Source organism: Empedobacter stercoris, assembly GCF_020281205.1.
Classification (GTDB): Bacteria; Bacteroidota; Bacteroidia; order Flavobacteriales; family Weeksellaceae; genus Empedobacter; species Empedobacter stercoris.
Genome location: NZ_JACXZC010000042.1, coordinates 1 through 15,559, shown reverse-complemented (window position 1 = coordinate 15,559; position 15,559 = coordinate 1). Strand labels below are relative to the sequence as shown.

Below are 15,559 nucleotides of genomic sequence, written 5' to 3'. Positions count from 1 at the left end.
GGAGACCTGGTAGCTCAGTTGGTAGAGCACAACACTTTTAATGTTGGGGTCCTGGGTTCGAGCCCCAGCCAGGTCACAAACAGGGACAATCTTTCTTTTAAGAATTGTCCCTTTTTTTATTCTATAATTTAACTGTTAGAAATTTCTACAATTAATGGAAGTCTAATAGATAAAAACTGCATTTAGTGATATTTTTATATTACCCAATGCAGTTTTTTTTATTTTCTTAATTGTGAGATTAATTACGACAATCTTTAGAAGAGGTTTCTGTTATACTTACAATATCGATGACTTCATATACGCTTTGATAAGAAGCTGCAAAACCTTCGGTACTCTTTCCTTTGTCTTTGATAATAAGTTGAGCTGATACAGCCGTATATGGCTCTTTTCCTTTTGTAAGTTGAGCGTATATATCTTTTAATTTTCCTGTAGCGTCAGAAACCCAATATACGTTACGGCTACCACAAGGTTTAAAAGTTCTTGTTTCATGTCCAAAAGTTAAAGCACCTTCTACAGTTTGTGTAGTTCATTTAGAAGTGTCAATACGTGTTTTATCAGCAACTTTCTTAAAAGTTAAAACTGTATTTCCTTGTTTTAATTTCATGGCATCTTTATTCAATTCAACTATTGAATAAGATATTGTATCTATAGACGACTGTTTGTTTCCAATACTTTCAGCAACTAAAGAGAGTACATTATTCTCTACATGCCAAGATTTATAAAGCAAAGTTGCCATATTATCAGATTGTGCACTACCATCTTCAAACATAGAAAAATGTAAAGCACTACTTGATAAATCTTCCCAAGAACCAATAAGTAAATCATAATGTTGGACACTATTTTTATTTACAGTTTCAAGATCTGTTGTTTCTTGATTAGAATCAGTTTTCGCATTTTGACAAGAAAGAAGTAATAGAGCACTTCCAATTAATGGCATTAAAACATATTTAATATTCATTGTATAAAATTTAGTTTTAACAATACGCAAAAACAAAACCAAAGACACTTTATTAATTTCTTTATATAATAAAAGACATAATTTGAATAGATTCTATTTACTTTTGTTCGTTTTAAAATAAGAATTGAAGAGTAAAATACTCTAAGATTTATATGATAAAAGTCGCTGTAATTAAGTTTCTTATTATTTTCTAATCAACTCGATTCTCAGTTACTTTTTTCCACCGATTTTTAGAAGTATGAAGAAGAAAAAAACGATTCTTTCAAAAGTCATGAAAGTAATGAAAATTACAGGAATTTCTTTGGGAGGAGTTGTATTGGTTTTATATGTGTCGCCTTATTTTTTTAAGGAACAAATTAATAATGGAATAAAAGAGGTTGCTAAAAATTACATCAACACAGCGGTTGATTTTAAGGATTTAGATGTGTCTTTTTTTCGTCATTTTCCAAAACTTACCGTAACACTTACCGATTCTTCAATCAAAGGTTCGATGCCATATCAGACAGAAAATTTAATTTCAGCAAAAGAAATTGCGCTTGGTGTTGATATCAAAACATTGTTCGAGGATAAAATTATTTTCAATGAATTGTTTATTCATCAAGCAGCAATTAATTTGAAAATAGATAGTTTAGGGCGTCATAATTATGCTATAACTGTTCCTTCAGATGAGGTTGAAAAAGAAGATGAAACAAGTGTTGGCTTAGCATTAAATAATTTCAAAATTTCTGATTCAAACTTTTTGTTTGATGATCAATCATCGAAAACATACCTAAAATTAGATCAATTGAATTACGATGGTTTAATTGACTTAACTCAAAACGAATTAACATTAAATGCTGATGCAGCAATTGATAAGGTCAATTTTAGTTTTGATGAGCAAAAGTATGTAAAAAACTTACCTTTGAAAGGAACAATTAATTCGAAAATAGATCTGAATAATTTATCTTTTTATTTTATTGATAATAAACTTCAATTAGGTCAATTTCCGTTTTCGTTAAAAGGTTCTTTGTTGATGCCAGCTGAAAAAATTATTTTTGATTTGACGATTTCTTCGGATAAAAATGAAATGAAACATATTCCAGCAATTGTTCCGGAGATGTACCAAGAATGGGCGAAAGATATCCAAATGGATGGAGAATCATCGATTCTTTTTACCATGAAAGGAACGATGAATAACGAAACTAAAGAAAATCCAGATATACATATTGAAGCCAAAATTGATGATGGTTCATTAAACTATAAACAATCATCTTCGCCAATTCAACATATTAATCTTATTTCTACGATTGATTTATATGCGTTAGATCCAGAAAAAATGCGTGTAAAAGTAGAGAATCTTGATTTCAAATTATTGGATGGTATAACGAAAACAAATTTTACGTATTCGTCTGGAAAAACAATGTTTTCAGAAGGTGTTATTCAGGCAAATGTAGATTTAGAAGCGTTGAAAAATGCGACAGGTTTTAATCAATTTGATGCAAAAGGTGTGCTGAATTTAGAAGGAAACTGGAAAGGTTCAATTATTCAGAATGTAAAAAAATCAAAACAGAAAATACCAACATTTAATCTAAAAGCAAACTTAGAAAATGGGTATTTCAAAATGAATGAAATGCCTGCTGCTTTGGATTATATTAATATGAAAATGTCCATGCAAAATAAGGACGGAAATTATAAAAATACGGCTGTTTTAATTCATCAAATAGATGCTAAAGCAATGGATAATTTTATGATTGGACGATTAGAATTAAAGAATCTAACCAATTTTCCGATTAATGCTGATTTTGCGGCTAAAGTTCATTTAGAAGATATCTATAAAATCTATCCGTTGAAAAATATTGAGATGCGTGGTGATTTGTATATGAAAATGAAAGCGAATGGAACATACGAACCAAAACGAAAAAAAGTACCCGTTACCAATACAGTAGTAAAATTGAAAAATGGTTTTATTAAACTGAACGAATATCCAAATTTACCATTAGAAAATTTTACAGTAGAAACGCATATAAAATCGGGTAGAGGTTCTTTTAACGATTTATCAATAGATGTTTTACCGATTTCTTTTACATTGGCAGGGAAACCTTTTAAGGTCAATGCAAATCTGAAAAACTTAAATAATTTGGATTATAGTATTCACTCGAAAGGTGAATTGAATTTAGCGAATATATATAAATTATTTCCTGTAGAAGACATAGATGTAGATGGTTTGATTGAAACAAATTTTGGAATAAAAGGAAACAATGGAGCGCCTTTAGAAAGTTTTCAGAACAAAGGATATGTGAAAATAGAGAACATCAAAATCAATACAAAGTTCTTTCCAAGTAAATTTATTGTTAAGCAAGGAGATTTCCGATTCGAAGGTAGTCGGTTAACTTTTAAAGATGTAAAAGCGCGCTACAAACGCAATTCTTTTGTGTTTGATGGAGAGGTTTCTAACTATATTAATTACGCATTAAAAGAGAATGAAACGTTAAAAGGAACGATAAATTTTAAAACTAATCGAGTAAATATTGATGATTTTATGGCGTTTAATTCTGGTGAAACTTCTTCTAATTCAGCAACAGCAGAAGAAGGAGTGGTGTTGTTACCAAAAAATCTTGAATTATCGATAAAAGGAAAAGCGAAAGAAGTATTGTTTAAGGATATAATACTCCAAGATTTTAGTGGAGATTTAGGATTGAAACAAGGGAATTTATCACTTCAAAATACGAAATTTAATTTGATTGGTTCAGAATTTACGATGAACGGTAATTACGTGCCAACAAATGCAAGAAAAGCCAAATTTGATTTCAATATAAAAGCCAATAATTTTGATATTCAACGTGCTTATCATGAGATTACGTTATTTAGAGAATTGGCAAGTGCGGCAGAAAATGCACATGGAAAAGTGTCGATAGATTATCAGCTACAAGGAGATTTGGGAGCAGATATGTTTCCGAAAATGAAAACGATTAAAGGCGAAGGTAGTTTTATGCTTGAGGATATTAAATTCTTAGGTTTTAAAGTATTTAATACGGTTGCCGAAAAGACTTCCACAGATGCTTTGCATGATGCGAATTTGAAAAAAGTTAATTTAAAAACAAAGATCGAAAATAATGTCATCACTATAAATCGTACAAAATTTAAAATTGCAGGTTTCCGTCCTCGAATAGAAGGTCAAGTAACCTTAGATGGTTATATGAACCTTGGGATGCGTCTTGGCTTGCCGCCTTTTGGAATTATCGGAATTCCAATCAAGATTACTGGTCCTGCAGATACATTTGAGGTTGAGGTTGGAAAATACCACAAAGAAGATTTGGATGAGTCGGATGATGAATTTGATGATTATCAAAAAGCATTAGAAGAAGAAAAAGCAAAACAAGAAGCTGCTCAAGCAATAACACAAACAAAATAATTTTAAGACCTTCAGCATTACTGAAGGTTTTTTTTATGTTAAAATTGAAATGATTTGTTATACTAGAATTAGATAAAGTTCAATCTAAAAATAGGATACAGCGATTATTATTTTCTTTTATAGGTTAAATTGATGAAAAAGATAGTTTTATATTTACTAAAACATCTTTCTGAATGAAATTTGTAAAGCAAATCAAGACGATTTTGTTGTGTTTTTTAAGGACTCGTTAGCTTAGCTGGTAGAGCACGAAACTCTTAATTTCGGGGTCCTGAGTTCGAACCTCAGACGAGTCACAAAAGTCAAGTTATATATAACTTGACTTTTTGTTTTTATAAGAAGTTATATTTTTAGGAGAAAAAGCTATTTTAGTAGAAATATCCAATAAAATGATTTATTATTAACTTTTTTAAATCCATTTTTTATTAATCAATTTGCAAATAAATCAATGTTTTAGTAAAAAGTATTTATTAAAATTAAATTTTTCTAAATATATTATAGTTAAAATTAAATAAAATAAAAAGTATAGTAATAAAAAATAAATTTGTCGTAAATTTGCACCCATAATTTTCAAGGATGCAAAACATTAGAAATATTGCGATTATCGCACACGTTGACCACGGTAAAACTACATTGGTTGACAAAATTCTTCACAGTGGACACGTTTTCAGAGAAAACCAAGAGTCAGGTGAGTTAATCATGGATAACAATGATATCGAGCGCGAGAGAGGGATTACGATCTTTTCAAAAAATGCTTCGGTAGATTATAAAGGTGTTAAGATTAATGTAATTGATACTCCTGGTCACGCGGATTTCGGTGGAGAAGTAGAGCGTGTATTGAAAATGGCTGATGGTGTAATTTTATTAGTCGATGCTTTTGAAGGCCCTATGCCTCAGACACGTTTCGTTTTGAGTAAGGCTTTAGAGTTAGGTTTAAAACCATTGGTTGTTATAAACAAAGTAGATAAAGAAAACTGTCGTCCTGACGAAGTTTATGATAAAGTATTCGAATTATTCTTTAACCTTGATGCAACAGAAGAGCAATTAGACTTCCCTGCATTTTATGGTTCTTCTAAACAAGGATGGTTCAACACTGAGAATGTACGTGTAGAAGATATTACACCTTTAATGGATGGTATTTTAGAGCACGTTCCAGCTCCAGAAGCTCACGAAGGAGATTTACAAATGCAAATTACATCGTTAGATTATTCTAAATTCTTAGGACGTATTGCAGTAGGTAAAGTAACTCGTGGTGAGATAAAAGAAGGTGATTGGATTGCATTAACAAAACCTGACGGATCATTCAAAAAACATAAAATCAAAGAATTGTACACATTCTCTGGTTTAGGTAAAGTAAAAGCAACTGAAGTAAAAGCGGGAGATATTTGTGCTGTGGTTGGTATCGATGGTTTCCAAATTGGAGATACTATTGCAGACCCAGAGAATCCAGAGCCATTACCAGTAATGCATATCGACGAACCTACAATGAATATGTCATTCGGTATTAACAACTCTCCATTCTTTGGTAAAGATGGTAAATTTGTTACTTCTCGTCACTTAGTAGACCGTTTAACAGACGAATTAGAGCGTAACTTAGCTTTACGTGTAGAGCCAACAGACGATTCGAATACACAATTAGTATATGGACGTGGTATCATGCACTTATCTGTATTAATCGAAACTATGCGCCGCGAAGGGTATGAGTTAACAGTTGGTCAACCACAAGTTATCTTCAAGGAAATTGATGGAGTTAAATGTGAGCCCTACGAAACATTAGTAATTGATGTTCCAGACGATTTTTCATCTAAAGCTATCGATTTAGTTACACAACGTAAAGGAGATTTATTAGTAATGGAAGCGAAAGAAGGAATGCAACATTTAGAATTCGAAATTCCATCTCGTGGATTAATCGGTTTACGTTCGTTGATGTTAACTTCTACTGCTGGTGAAGCTGTAATGGCGCACAATTTCTTAGCATACAAACCTTTCAAAGGAGCTATTGCTGGACGTTCTGCAGGTGTAATCATTTCTAAAGATCAAGGTGTTTCTACTCCTTATTCTATCGATAAATTACAAGACCGTGGAAAATTCTTTATCGAGCCAAGTGAAGAGGTTTACGAAGGGATGATTATCGGTGAGCATTCTCGTAACAATGACTTAGTTGTAAACGTTGTTGAAGCTAAAAAATTGAATAATATTCGTGCAGCTGGTAAAGATGATTCATCTTCTATCGCTCCTAAAATCGAAATGACTTTAGAAGAATGTATGGAATATATCCAAGCTGATGAATGTATTGAGGTTACTCCAAACTTTATCCGTTTACGTAAAATTCACTTAAAAGAAAATGATCGTAAACGTTACGAAAAATCAATGATTTAATCATTTGAAATATAAAACAAAAAAAAACCAGAAGTTTACTTCTGGTTTTTTTGTTTAAATAATTTCGATTTTGTTTTTGAGTGCAATTATTGCAGCATTTAATTCGTTTTTAAAAGCACGATATTCTAAGATTTGACCTTTCGTTTTAAACCTCGAAAGATTAAAACCTTCTTCGATATCATTGTACCAAATCACATAATTTTGATGATGCGCAATTGCCCAAAAATTATCTTCTATAACATCTTTGCATAACCAAATCTCAGGAGATGTTTTAATTTGATTCCAAAATAATAGAATTTCATCATCCATATTTTGCTCGCTTAAATAAATTTCGAGCATCAATTCCTTTTTCGGAAAATTTATCCAATTATCCACAGAATTTTGATAGGAATAGATTAACCTATTTTACCTAAATTTTCTGCAATCGTTTCAATAAAAGAAGTCAATGGTTTTTTTGCCATCATTTCGATCATCATATTGAAGTTTCCGTCAAAGTCTAATGTAACATCAGATGAATGATCATCAACCGCTTCAATCGAAATTGTCAATGTATATTCAAAAGCAGGTGCAGGAGATTCAAAAATAATTTTTGACGGCTCAACTGTTTCTTTCAAACGCATACCAACCTTTGGTAAAGCACCAACACCAACTGTAAAACCTTTTCCAGATTCGTGAATTTCGAAAGATTTTGTATCATTTGGCATCAATTGCTCATAATTTTTCATGTCCAACAAAAAAATGTACGCATCTTGCTGATTTTTTGCTAAACGGACTTTATTCGTATTTACCTTCATATCCTTGTGAGTTTTTTATAAATTTGTAACAAATCGTTCAAATGTACAAAGTTTTTTTTAATGAAAGTTTGTTAACTTTCAGCAACCAATCCAATCCAGAAGCAAAAAATATATTGTTTCAAAATGAAGCTCAATTCGATGAATCGGTTCATTTATTATCTTCAAAAGCTTCTAATTTAGTGAATATTTTTAGTGATGATATTGAAACTGTTTGGACGAAATTCTTAAAATACTACAAACATATACAGGCTGCAGGCGGAATTGTTCGCAATCCAAAAGATGATTATTTGTTTATTTTCAGACTCGGAAAATGGGATCTACCAAAAGGGAAAATGGAAGAAGGAGAGTCGAGAGAAGAATCTGCAATTCGTGAAATAGAGGAAGAATGTAGTCTTACAAATCTGGAATTGAAACGATTTTTGATGCCAACTTTTCATATTTATTTTTTGAGAGAATACATTATAAAAGAAACATTTTGGTTCGAAGTTTTTTACGATGGAGTAGAATTACCTTTGCCACAAACTGAAGAAGGAATAGAGTCGGTAGAATGGAGAAAAGAAAGTGAAATTCCTCAGTTATTAGAAAATTCTTATCCTAATATAAAGTTGTTAATGGATAATTATTTAAATTTGAATTAAATTAGGATAGAATGAGAAAATATATTTTAACTTTTTGTGCTTTAACATGTTTTGCATTAGCAACAAATGCTCAAACGAAAAAAGAAAATAAAGCTAAAACAGAAAAAGCTTCAAAGTCACAAGCGAAAATTTTAGAAAATGGAACAGCTAAAATAGAAGATTTATATGCGTATCAAGTATATGGAGAATCATTCGAAATTAAGAACACATTGACTAAAAACGAACTTGCAAAGTTATTCGATAACATGAAAAACGGAGATGCTTTAGAAAATGTTCAGTTCGTATCAACAATAGAATCTGTTTGTAAAAAGAAAGGTTGTTGGATGAAAGTTGATCTTGGAAAAGGAGAAGAACAATCATTTGTTCGTTTCAAAGATTACGGATTTTTTATGCCTTTAGATGGTGAGAAAGCCAATGTTGTAGTTCATGGAAAAGCTTTTGTTAGCGAGATTTCTGTAGAGAAATTACGTCATTATGCAGAAGATGCTGGAAAAACAAAAGAAGAGATTGCTAAAATAACAAAACCTCAGTTGCAATATAATTTTGAAGCTGATGGTGTTTATTTGAAGGAAAACTAAGATTTTTCTAAAAATATGAATAAAAACCTTTCTTTTTTGGAAAGGTTTTTTTGTAAACTTTAATTTTGAAAAAAATAGAGATATGAATACATTTCAAGGCAATCCAAATAATTACTTTTCTTTAATTGGAAAAACTGAGAATGACGATTTATTTCAATCATTTCAAGCAGAACTTGATTCTGAAATTGTTGAACAACATGTGACGAATGAGAAAACGTTACTTTATAAAGAGAAAGGAATATCGATTAAAATTGTTAACGGTAGAATAAGTGCGATTAAATTTTATCTTTCTCCAAACCCAATTTGTAAAGTATATGAGGGTGAAAATATTTTTGAATTGAAACGTATTACGGATGAAATACAAATTCGGAAAAATGAACTTTACGAGAGAATTAATAATAATGATCCCAATCGTTTGACAAATGATTATAAACGAGAAAATTGTATCTTTTCCTTTGACTCGATGACGGGAGAATTTTTATCAATTGAGGTTTTAAATGAATTTTAACAAACCCACTTTAATTGATTTATAAAAAAAAACAAGTAATTAATAAACGACTATAAGTTTATTTTTGATTATATTAGTGAATATATTTTAAATCAATTGTTATGAAAAAATATTTATGTTTTATTCTAACTATCCTTTCGTTCTCAGTATTTGCACAATTACGAGCGAGTAATACGGATACTTTTTTTTCAGTAAAAGGAACTTTTAATTCAGAGAAAACAGAGATCATCAAAAACACAATCGAAAAAGAATTAGGCACTCCAACAATTGAAAATAATGATTTTGTTTGGTCTGGAAGAGGTAGTTTTGAAATTATTTTGAATAAAAATTTTCTTAAAATAGAGATTCAAAAGAGTAATGATAACCAAGAAATTGTCATGAAAATCAAAAATTTAGGAGAAAAAATTATGGCTATAAAAAATATAAATAAAGTCAATTCTTAAATAGAAACTCCAAAATTTGCTTGGAGTTTTTTATATTAACTCTTCGTTAACCGTGCATTAACCAATATAAATTAATCTTTTTTAGACTTTTATAAAAAAAATAAAAACATGAAAAAGATAATTTTAATCGCTGTAGTTTTTTGTACAAGCTTAGTTAATGGACAAACGGCTACATCTTATGCCAGTTCAAAAACATCAAGTTCAACAACGCATTCTAATGTTTCGGTAAGTTTAAGTGATAGTAATGAAGTGTATTCTTATTCTGTAATTTTTGATAGATCAAAATCAGCAAAAGCAATTAAAGAAATAGAAAAAACGTTTGGTAAACCAATTATAGAAGGAAAAAATTATGTTTGGCGAGAAAGCGATGTGTTGGAAATAAAAGCGCTTGAAGGTAGAGTAACAATTGAATTAGAAAAAGGTTCAACAAAACTCTACGAAAAAGTGAGAAATATGGGTATAGCAATTGCTGAAGTTGTAGGTGAAAAATCTTAAATTCATAAAATTAAATACAAATTCCAACTTTTATCTAAGTTGGAATTTGTATTTCTGTACATTGCTTAATCTTTGTAAATCAAATATTTTGATCTTATTTTTTTGAATGCTTCTAAATCTTTTTGCCAAGTTGCTTTTATTTCTTCTTCCGATAGGCCAGCTTCTATTTGTTTACGCAATTCATCTGTTCCAGAAAGTTGATCGATCCATAATTTTTTTCCATTCATCGTCCAAAAAGGTTGTTTTGTATTGTTTTTATACGCATTAATTAACCATTTCAAATTAATAGATGATTGATACGATACATCAGATAAATCTTCACCATAACACACTTGATCTTTAAATTTTGGACTTGTTGCGCCAGGTTTAGAAACAGGTGTATATTGAAACGGCATATTTTTCAAAAAAGGAGAACCATAAACCTGAAACTGAAAAGTTGTACCTCGTCCTTCATTTACATTTGTGCCTTCAAATAAACAAGTACTCGGATACAAATTAATTGCATGTGCATTTGGTAAATTTGGAGAAGGTTTTACGGGTAAATGATAAGTAGATTGATGTGTGTAATTAAGCAAAGGAACGATTTCTAAATTTGCTTTTACGCCATTCGCTAACCAACCTTCACCGTTAATCATTTGCGCATATTCACCAATGGTCATTCCATAAACAATCGGAACATTGTGCATCCCAACAAACGATTTATACTCATTTTTCATTACAGGTCCGTCTACATAATGTGCATTTGGATTTGGTCTATCCAATACAATTATTTTTTTACCATTTTCAGCCGCAGCTTCCATTACATAATGTAAAGTCGAAATATAGGTGTAAAAACGTGCTCCTACATCTTGCATATCAAAAACCAATACATCTACATCTGCAATTTGATTAGCTTTCGGTTTTTTATTGTCACCATAAAGTGAAACAATTGGTAAACCTGTTTTCGCATCAATACCAGATTTTATTTTAGCACCAGCATCTGCATCTCCACGAAAGCCATGTTCTGGAGAATATATTTTAGTAACATTTATTCCATTATCAATCAAAAAATCAACAATATGAATTGTATTTTTATAGTCATAATCAGAAGGTTTTTTCTTTAAAATTTTTCTAAGAATTCCAGTTTGATTAGATACAACTCCAACTTTTTTATCTTTTAATTGTGGTAAATATTGCATCACATTTTCTGCACCCAACCCAATTTCTAAACCATTTATTTCATTTGTAGAAGTAGAATTTGTTTGATTTAAAGTTTGAGCAATACTAAAAAAAGGAATACTTAGAAGTAAAGCAATTGATGTATATTTGACAAAGTTTTTCATTTCGTTTTTCATCATTTGAATTTAGGCGAAAGATAAAGCCTAAAGTTAGTTTTAATCTTAAAAAAATATATAATTTGAGTTTTTCTTGGTGGTTTTCAAAAAAAATTGCGCTTGGTAAAAATACTAAAAATAACTTATCGAGTATCATTATTCGTGTAGGTCAAATTGCCGTAGCATTAGGTTTAATCGTTTCTTTGGTGACGATTTCCACTGGTGTTGGTGCAAGGAAGGCAATTAAAGAAAAGTTGGCTGATTTTAATGGGCATATTACCATTAGAAATTACAATAGCAATACCTCGTTAAATTCGGATTCGTTAACGATTAACCAAACTTTTTATCCAACCTTCAAATCCATTCCAGCGATTGAACATGTACAAGCAATTGCGAATAAAAGTGGTGTGATTCGCACCAAAGAAAACTTTAGTGGAGTTGTTTTTAAGGGAGTTGGAACAGACTTTGATTCGGTTCGGTTCGAAAAATTTTTAGTAAAAGGACACTTTCCTCGAATCAATAAAGATTCGATTATGGATGAGGTTTTATTATCAGAAAAGATTGCAGATGAAATGAAATTGGATATTGACAGTTCGTTTGTGATGTATTTTATTCAAGAAGATACAAAACCAATTTATCGTCGATTTACCATTTCTGGATTGTTTAAAACAGATATCAAAAATTTTGATGATCAAATCATGTTTGGAGATATCAAGCATGTACAGCGCCTGAATCGTTGGGATTCGGTAACTGTTGGTGGTTTTGAGTTATTTGTGAACGATGTAGAAAATATTGATCCTGTTGCAAAATTAGTTCAAGCGAAAATACCATATAACTTGTATGCAGAATCGGCAACTGCTTCTTTTGCTCAGATTAACGATTGGATCACCATTTTTGATAAGAATATTGTCATTATTGTCTTTATTATGCTTTTTGTTGTTGTCATCAATATGGTGATGGTTTTATTGATTTTAATATTAGAACGAACACATTCGATAGGAATTTTAAAAGCATTTGGAGCAACCAATTGGCGTATCCGAAAGTTATTCATCAATTATGCCTTATTTATTATGTTACCTGGATTGATTGCTGGTAATGTAATAGGGCTTGGTTTGTTGTTAGCTCAAAAACATTTCGAAATCATCCAACTTCCTGCAGAAAATTATTATTTATCGACTGCTCCAGTCTATTTAGATTTTGGAACAATTATATTATTAAATGTTGGAGCTTTATTAGTTTGTGCAATTGTATTACTTTTGCCTTCGTACATGATATCTAAAATTACTCCGGCTAAAGCAATTAATTTTAGATAAAAATTAACCATTTAATTTTAAAATCAGAAAAAAATGAAATACGCAAATAATATTTTAGAAACCATAGGAAACACGCCTTTGGTTAAAATTAATAAGATAACAAAAGATTTACCATGTACTGTTTTAGCAAAGGTTGAATATTTCAATCCAGGTCATTCATGTAAAGATCGTATGGCATTGAAAATGGTAGAAGATGCAGAGAAAGACGGTCGTTTGGTTCCTGGAGGAACTATTATCGAAGGAACTTCTGGTAATACTGGAATGGGATTGGCATTGGCTGCAGTAATCAAAGGTTATAAATTAATTTGTGTGATTACAGACAAACAATCAAAAGAGAAAATGGATATTTTGCGCGCTGTTGGTGCAAAAGTTGTGGTTTGTCCTACGGATGTCGAGCCAGATGATCCACGTTCTTATTATTCTGTTTCGAAACGCTTGGCAAAAGAAACACCAAATGGTTGGTATGTCAATCAGTACGATAATCCATCGAATACACAAGCAAATTATGAGCAAACTGGACCAGAAATTTGGGAACAAACAGAAGGAAAGGTTACGCATTTTATTGTAGGAGTAGGAACTGGAGGTACAATTTCTGGAGTAGGAAAATATTTAAAAGAAAAAAATCCTAACATCAAAATTTGGGGAGTTGATACCTATGGGTCAGTTTTCAAAAAATACAAAGAAACTGGAGTTTTCGATGAAAATGAAGTGTATTCTTATGTAACAGAAGGAATTGGTGAAGATATTTTACCAGAAAATGTTGATTTTGATATTATTGATGGATTTACAAAAGTGACAGATAAAGATGCGGCGGTTTATACGCGTCGTTTAGCTTTAGAAGAAGGTTTGTTTGTCGGAATGTCTTCGGGGTCTGCAATTAAAGGATTGTTACAAATGAAAGACGAATTCGGACCAGATGACGTTGTTGTTGTATTATTCCATGATTCAGGTTCTCGTTATGTTGGAAAAATATTTAATGATGATTGGATGCGTGATAGAGGATATTTGGACGAAGAGATTAAAACTGCTGTAGATTTAATTAAAGAACATGTCGATAAACCATTGGTAACAGTTCGTACAGAAGAATTGGCATCTCATGCAATTGATCGTATGCGTCGTTTCAAAATTTCTCAAATTCCTGTAATGGATGTGAATGGAATTGTTGGATCTTTGGACGAATCAGATTTGTTTCAAGCATTTTTAGAAGATAGAAATGTTGCTGAAAAACCTATTCACGAAATCATGGGAGAACCTTACCCTATTGTAAAAGCTGGAACATCTATCGAAGAAGTTTCGAAGTTAATTACTAAGGATAATCAAGCGGTTTTAATAGAATTAGAAAATGGGAAATATCATATCATCACAAAATATGATATTATTAACTCGATTAAATAACAAAAATCCTATCTTTGAAGCGATATGGGAATTGTATTAAAAGGTCAGAATTTAGTAAAAGATTACGGTAAAAAACACGTTGTGAAAAATGTGTCTTTTCAAGTAGAACAAGGAGAAATTATTGGATTATTAGGACCAAATGGTGCTGGTAAGACCACTTCTTTTTATATGATTGTTGGTTTGGTAAAAGCCACGCAAGGAAAAGTTTTTTTAGATAAACAAGATATTACAAGCGATGCAATGTACAGACGTGCACAGAAAGGAATTGGATATTTAGCGCAAGAGGCATCTGTTTTTCGTAAACTTTCTGTAGAAGACAACATCAAATCCGTTTTACAATTCACTAAACATTCGAAAAAAGAACAACAAATGCGTACCGATGCGCTGATTGAAGAGTTTTCGTTAGAACACGTGCGTAAAAACCGTGGAGATTTACTTTCTGGAGGTGAGCGTCGTCGTTGCGAAATTGCACGTTGTTTGGCGACAGAACCAAATTTTATCTTGTTAGATGAACCTTTTGCTGGAGTGGACCCTATTGCAGTAGAGGATATTCAGAAGATTGTCCGTTCATTGAAAGAAAAGAATATTGGAATTTTAATTACTGACCACAATGTCTCGCAAACATTAGCAATTACTGATAAAACCTATATCATGTTCGAAGGTAAAATCCTAAAAGAAGGTTCGCCAGAAGAATTAGCAAATGACGAAGATGTTCGTCGTGTTTATCTTGGTGAAAACTTTATGTATCAACAGATATAAATTACAATATAGTATTTTTGAAACCACTCAATTTTGAGTGGTTTTTTTTGTTTATATTCGTAACATTAACACTAAATAATTATTTATGAAATTACTAAAGACAATTTTCATATTCTTATTCACTATAAGTATTCATGCCCAAATTCGTTTTGAACAAGGTTATATTATTGATAATAATAATCAAAGACAAGATGTATTAATTAAAAATATTGATTGGTTAAATAATCCAAAATCAATAGAATATAAAAATGATGAAACTTCTAAAATTGAGATTGCAACGATAAATCAAATAAAAGAATTTGGCGTTGATAATCAATCAAAATATGTAAGAGTAGATGTTAAGATTGATAGGTCTTCAGAAGATTTAGCTAAAATTAGTTCTATTCAAGAACCTGAATTTAAGGAAGAGAAACTATTTTTAAAAGTTTTGATAGAAGGAGAAGCTTCTTTATATGGTTTTACTGATAACAATTTGAAAAGATTCTTTTATAAAACCAACGAAGGAACAATTGAACAATTAATATCAATAGCGTCCTAAATAAATTTAGGGCATAAAATATCCACCCACTTTAGTAGGATACAAGCTATAGTTGGACAA

General features: G+C 30.9%; 15 protein-coding genes and 2 tRNA genes. 13 read left to right on the top strand and 4 right to left on the bottom strand.

Annotated elements, in window-relative coordinates; translation table 11 throughout:
* Positions 1–3 precede the first annotated feature (3 nt).
* A tRNA-Lys gene (locus IF125_RS13615) sits at positions 4–76 on the top strand.
* A 450-nt stretch (positions 77–526) separates the two neighbouring features.
* Here IF125_RS13615 and IF125_RS13610 read toward each other — a convergent pair.
* Positions 527–958 carry a lipocalin family protein gene (locus tag IF125_RS13610; RefSeq protein ID WP_225542851.1) on the bottom strand — a complete coding sequence of 144 codons (432 nt, stop codon included), beginning with the start codon at positions 956–958 and terminating at the stop codon, positions 527–529.
* A gap of 238 nt (positions 959–1,196) precedes the next feature.
* On the opposite strand from IF125_RS13610, the gene IF125_RS13605 reads away from it, so the two are divergent.
* The 3 genes from IF125_RS13605 to typA all read left to right on the top strand — a co-directional run bounded on the left by IF125_RS13605 (position 1,197) and on the right by typA (position 6,725).
* Positions 1,197–4,349 (top strand): AsmA-like C-terminal region-containing protein, encoded by a 3,153-nt coding sequence (locus IF125_RS13605; protein WP_225542850.1) that lies wholly within the window; start codon positions 1,197–1,199, stop codon positions 4,347–4,349.
* A gap of 220 nt (positions 4,350–4,569) precedes the next feature.
* A tRNA-Lys gene (locus IF125_RS13600) sits at positions 4,570–4,642 on the top strand.
* A gap of 280 nt (positions 4,643–4,922) precedes the next feature.
* Positions 4,923–6,725, top strand: a complete 1,803-nt coding sequence (typA, locus tag IF125_RS13595; protein ID WP_171623701.1) for a translational GTPase TypA — start codon at positions 4,923–4,925, stop codon at positions 6,723–6,725.
* A gap of 54 nt (positions 6,726–6,779) precedes the next feature.
* On the opposite strand, the gene IF125_RS13590 is transcribed toward typA, so the two are convergent.
* Positions 6,780–7,100, bottom strand: a complete 321-nt coding sequence (locus IF125_RS13590; protein ID WP_171623702.1) for a hypothetical protein — start codon at positions 7,098–7,100, stop codon at positions 6,780–6,782.
* Between the two features lie 20 nt (positions 7,101–7,120).
* Complete coding sequence (locus tag IF125_RS13585) at positions 7,121–7,519, bottom strand: hypothetical protein (protein WP_171623703.1); 399 nt, start codon at positions 7,517–7,519, stop codon at positions 7,121–7,123.
* A gap of 41 nt (positions 7,520–7,560) precedes the next feature.
* On the opposite strand from IF125_RS13585, the gene IF125_RS13580 reads away from it, so the two are divergent.
* The 5 genes from IF125_RS13580 (at position 7,561) to IF125_RS13560 (ending at position 10,181) form a co-directional block, all read left to right on the top strand.
* Complete coding sequence (locus IF125_RS13580; protein ID WP_171623704.1) at positions 7,561–8,157, top strand: NUDIX hydrolase; 597 nt, start codon at positions 7,561–7,563, stop codon at positions 8,155–8,157.
* 11 nt (positions 8,158–8,168) lie between these two features.
* Complete coding sequence (locus IF125_RS13575; RefSeq protein ID WP_225542849.1) at positions 8,169–8,735, top strand: DUF4920 domain-containing protein; 567 nt, start codon at positions 8,169–8,171, stop codon at positions 8,733–8,735.
* Positions 8,736–8,817: 82 nt separating this feature from the next.
* On the top strand, positions 8,818–9,243 hold the full coding sequence (locus IF125_RS13570; RefSeq protein ID WP_171623705.1) for a hypothetical protein: 426 nt from the start codon (positions 8,818–8,820) through the stop codon (positions 9,241–9,243).
* 101 nt (positions 9,244–9,344) lie between these two features.
* Entirely contained in the window at positions 9,345–9,686 is a 342-nt protein-coding gene (locus IF125_RS13565) for a hypothetical protein (protein WP_225542848.1), read from the top strand.
* 108 nt (positions 9,687–9,794) lie between these two features.
* The gene (locus tag IF125_RS13560) at positions 9,795–10,181 is read left to right on the top strand and encodes a hypothetical protein (protein ID WP_225542847.1); all 387 of its coding nucleotides are present in this window, start codon (positions 9,795–9,797) and stop codon (positions 10,179–10,181) included.
* Positions 10,182–10,246: 65 nt separating this feature from the next.
* On the opposite strand, the gene IF125_RS13555 is transcribed toward IF125_RS13560, so the two are convergent.
* Positions 10,247–11,518 carry an exo-beta-N-acetylmuramidase NamZ family protein gene (locus IF125_RS13555; RefSeq protein ID WP_225542846.1) on the bottom strand — a complete coding sequence of 424 codons (1,272 nt, stop codon included), beginning with the start codon at positions 11,516–11,518 and terminating at the stop codon, positions 10,247–10,249.
* A gap of 59 nt (positions 11,519–11,577) precedes the next feature.
* Between IF125_RS13555 and IF125_RS13550 the strand changes: the two genes are divergently transcribed.
* The 4 genes from IF125_RS13550 to IF125_RS13535 all read left to right on the top strand — a co-directional run bounded on the left by IF125_RS13550 (position 11,578) and on the right by IF125_RS13535 (position 15,499).
* A complete protein-coding gene (locus IF125_RS13550) occupies positions 11,578–12,807 on the top strand; it encodes an ABC transporter permease (RefSeq protein ID WP_225542845.1) in 1,230 nt (409 codons plus the stop codon).
* A 33-nt stretch (positions 12,808–12,840) separates the two neighbouring features.
* A complete protein-coding gene (locus IF125_RS13545; protein WP_225542844.1) occupies positions 12,841–14,202 on the top strand; it encodes a pyridoxal-phosphate dependent enzyme in 1,362 nt (453 codons plus the stop codon).
* Positions 14,203–14,232: 30 nt separating this feature from the next.
* Complete coding sequence (gene lptB / locus IF125_RS13540) at positions 14,233–14,961, top strand: LPS export ABC transporter ATP-binding protein (RefSeq protein ID WP_171623727.1); 729 nt, start codon at positions 14,233–14,235, stop codon at positions 14,959–14,961.
* 85 nt (positions 14,962–15,046) lie between these two features.
* Positions 15,047–15,499, top strand: coding sequence for a hypothetical protein (locus tag IF125_RS13535; RefSeq protein ID WP_225542843.1), 453 nt, complete (start codon positions 15,047–15,049; stop codon positions 15,497–15,499).
* The last annotated feature ends 60 nt before the right edge of the window (positions 15,500–15,559 follow it).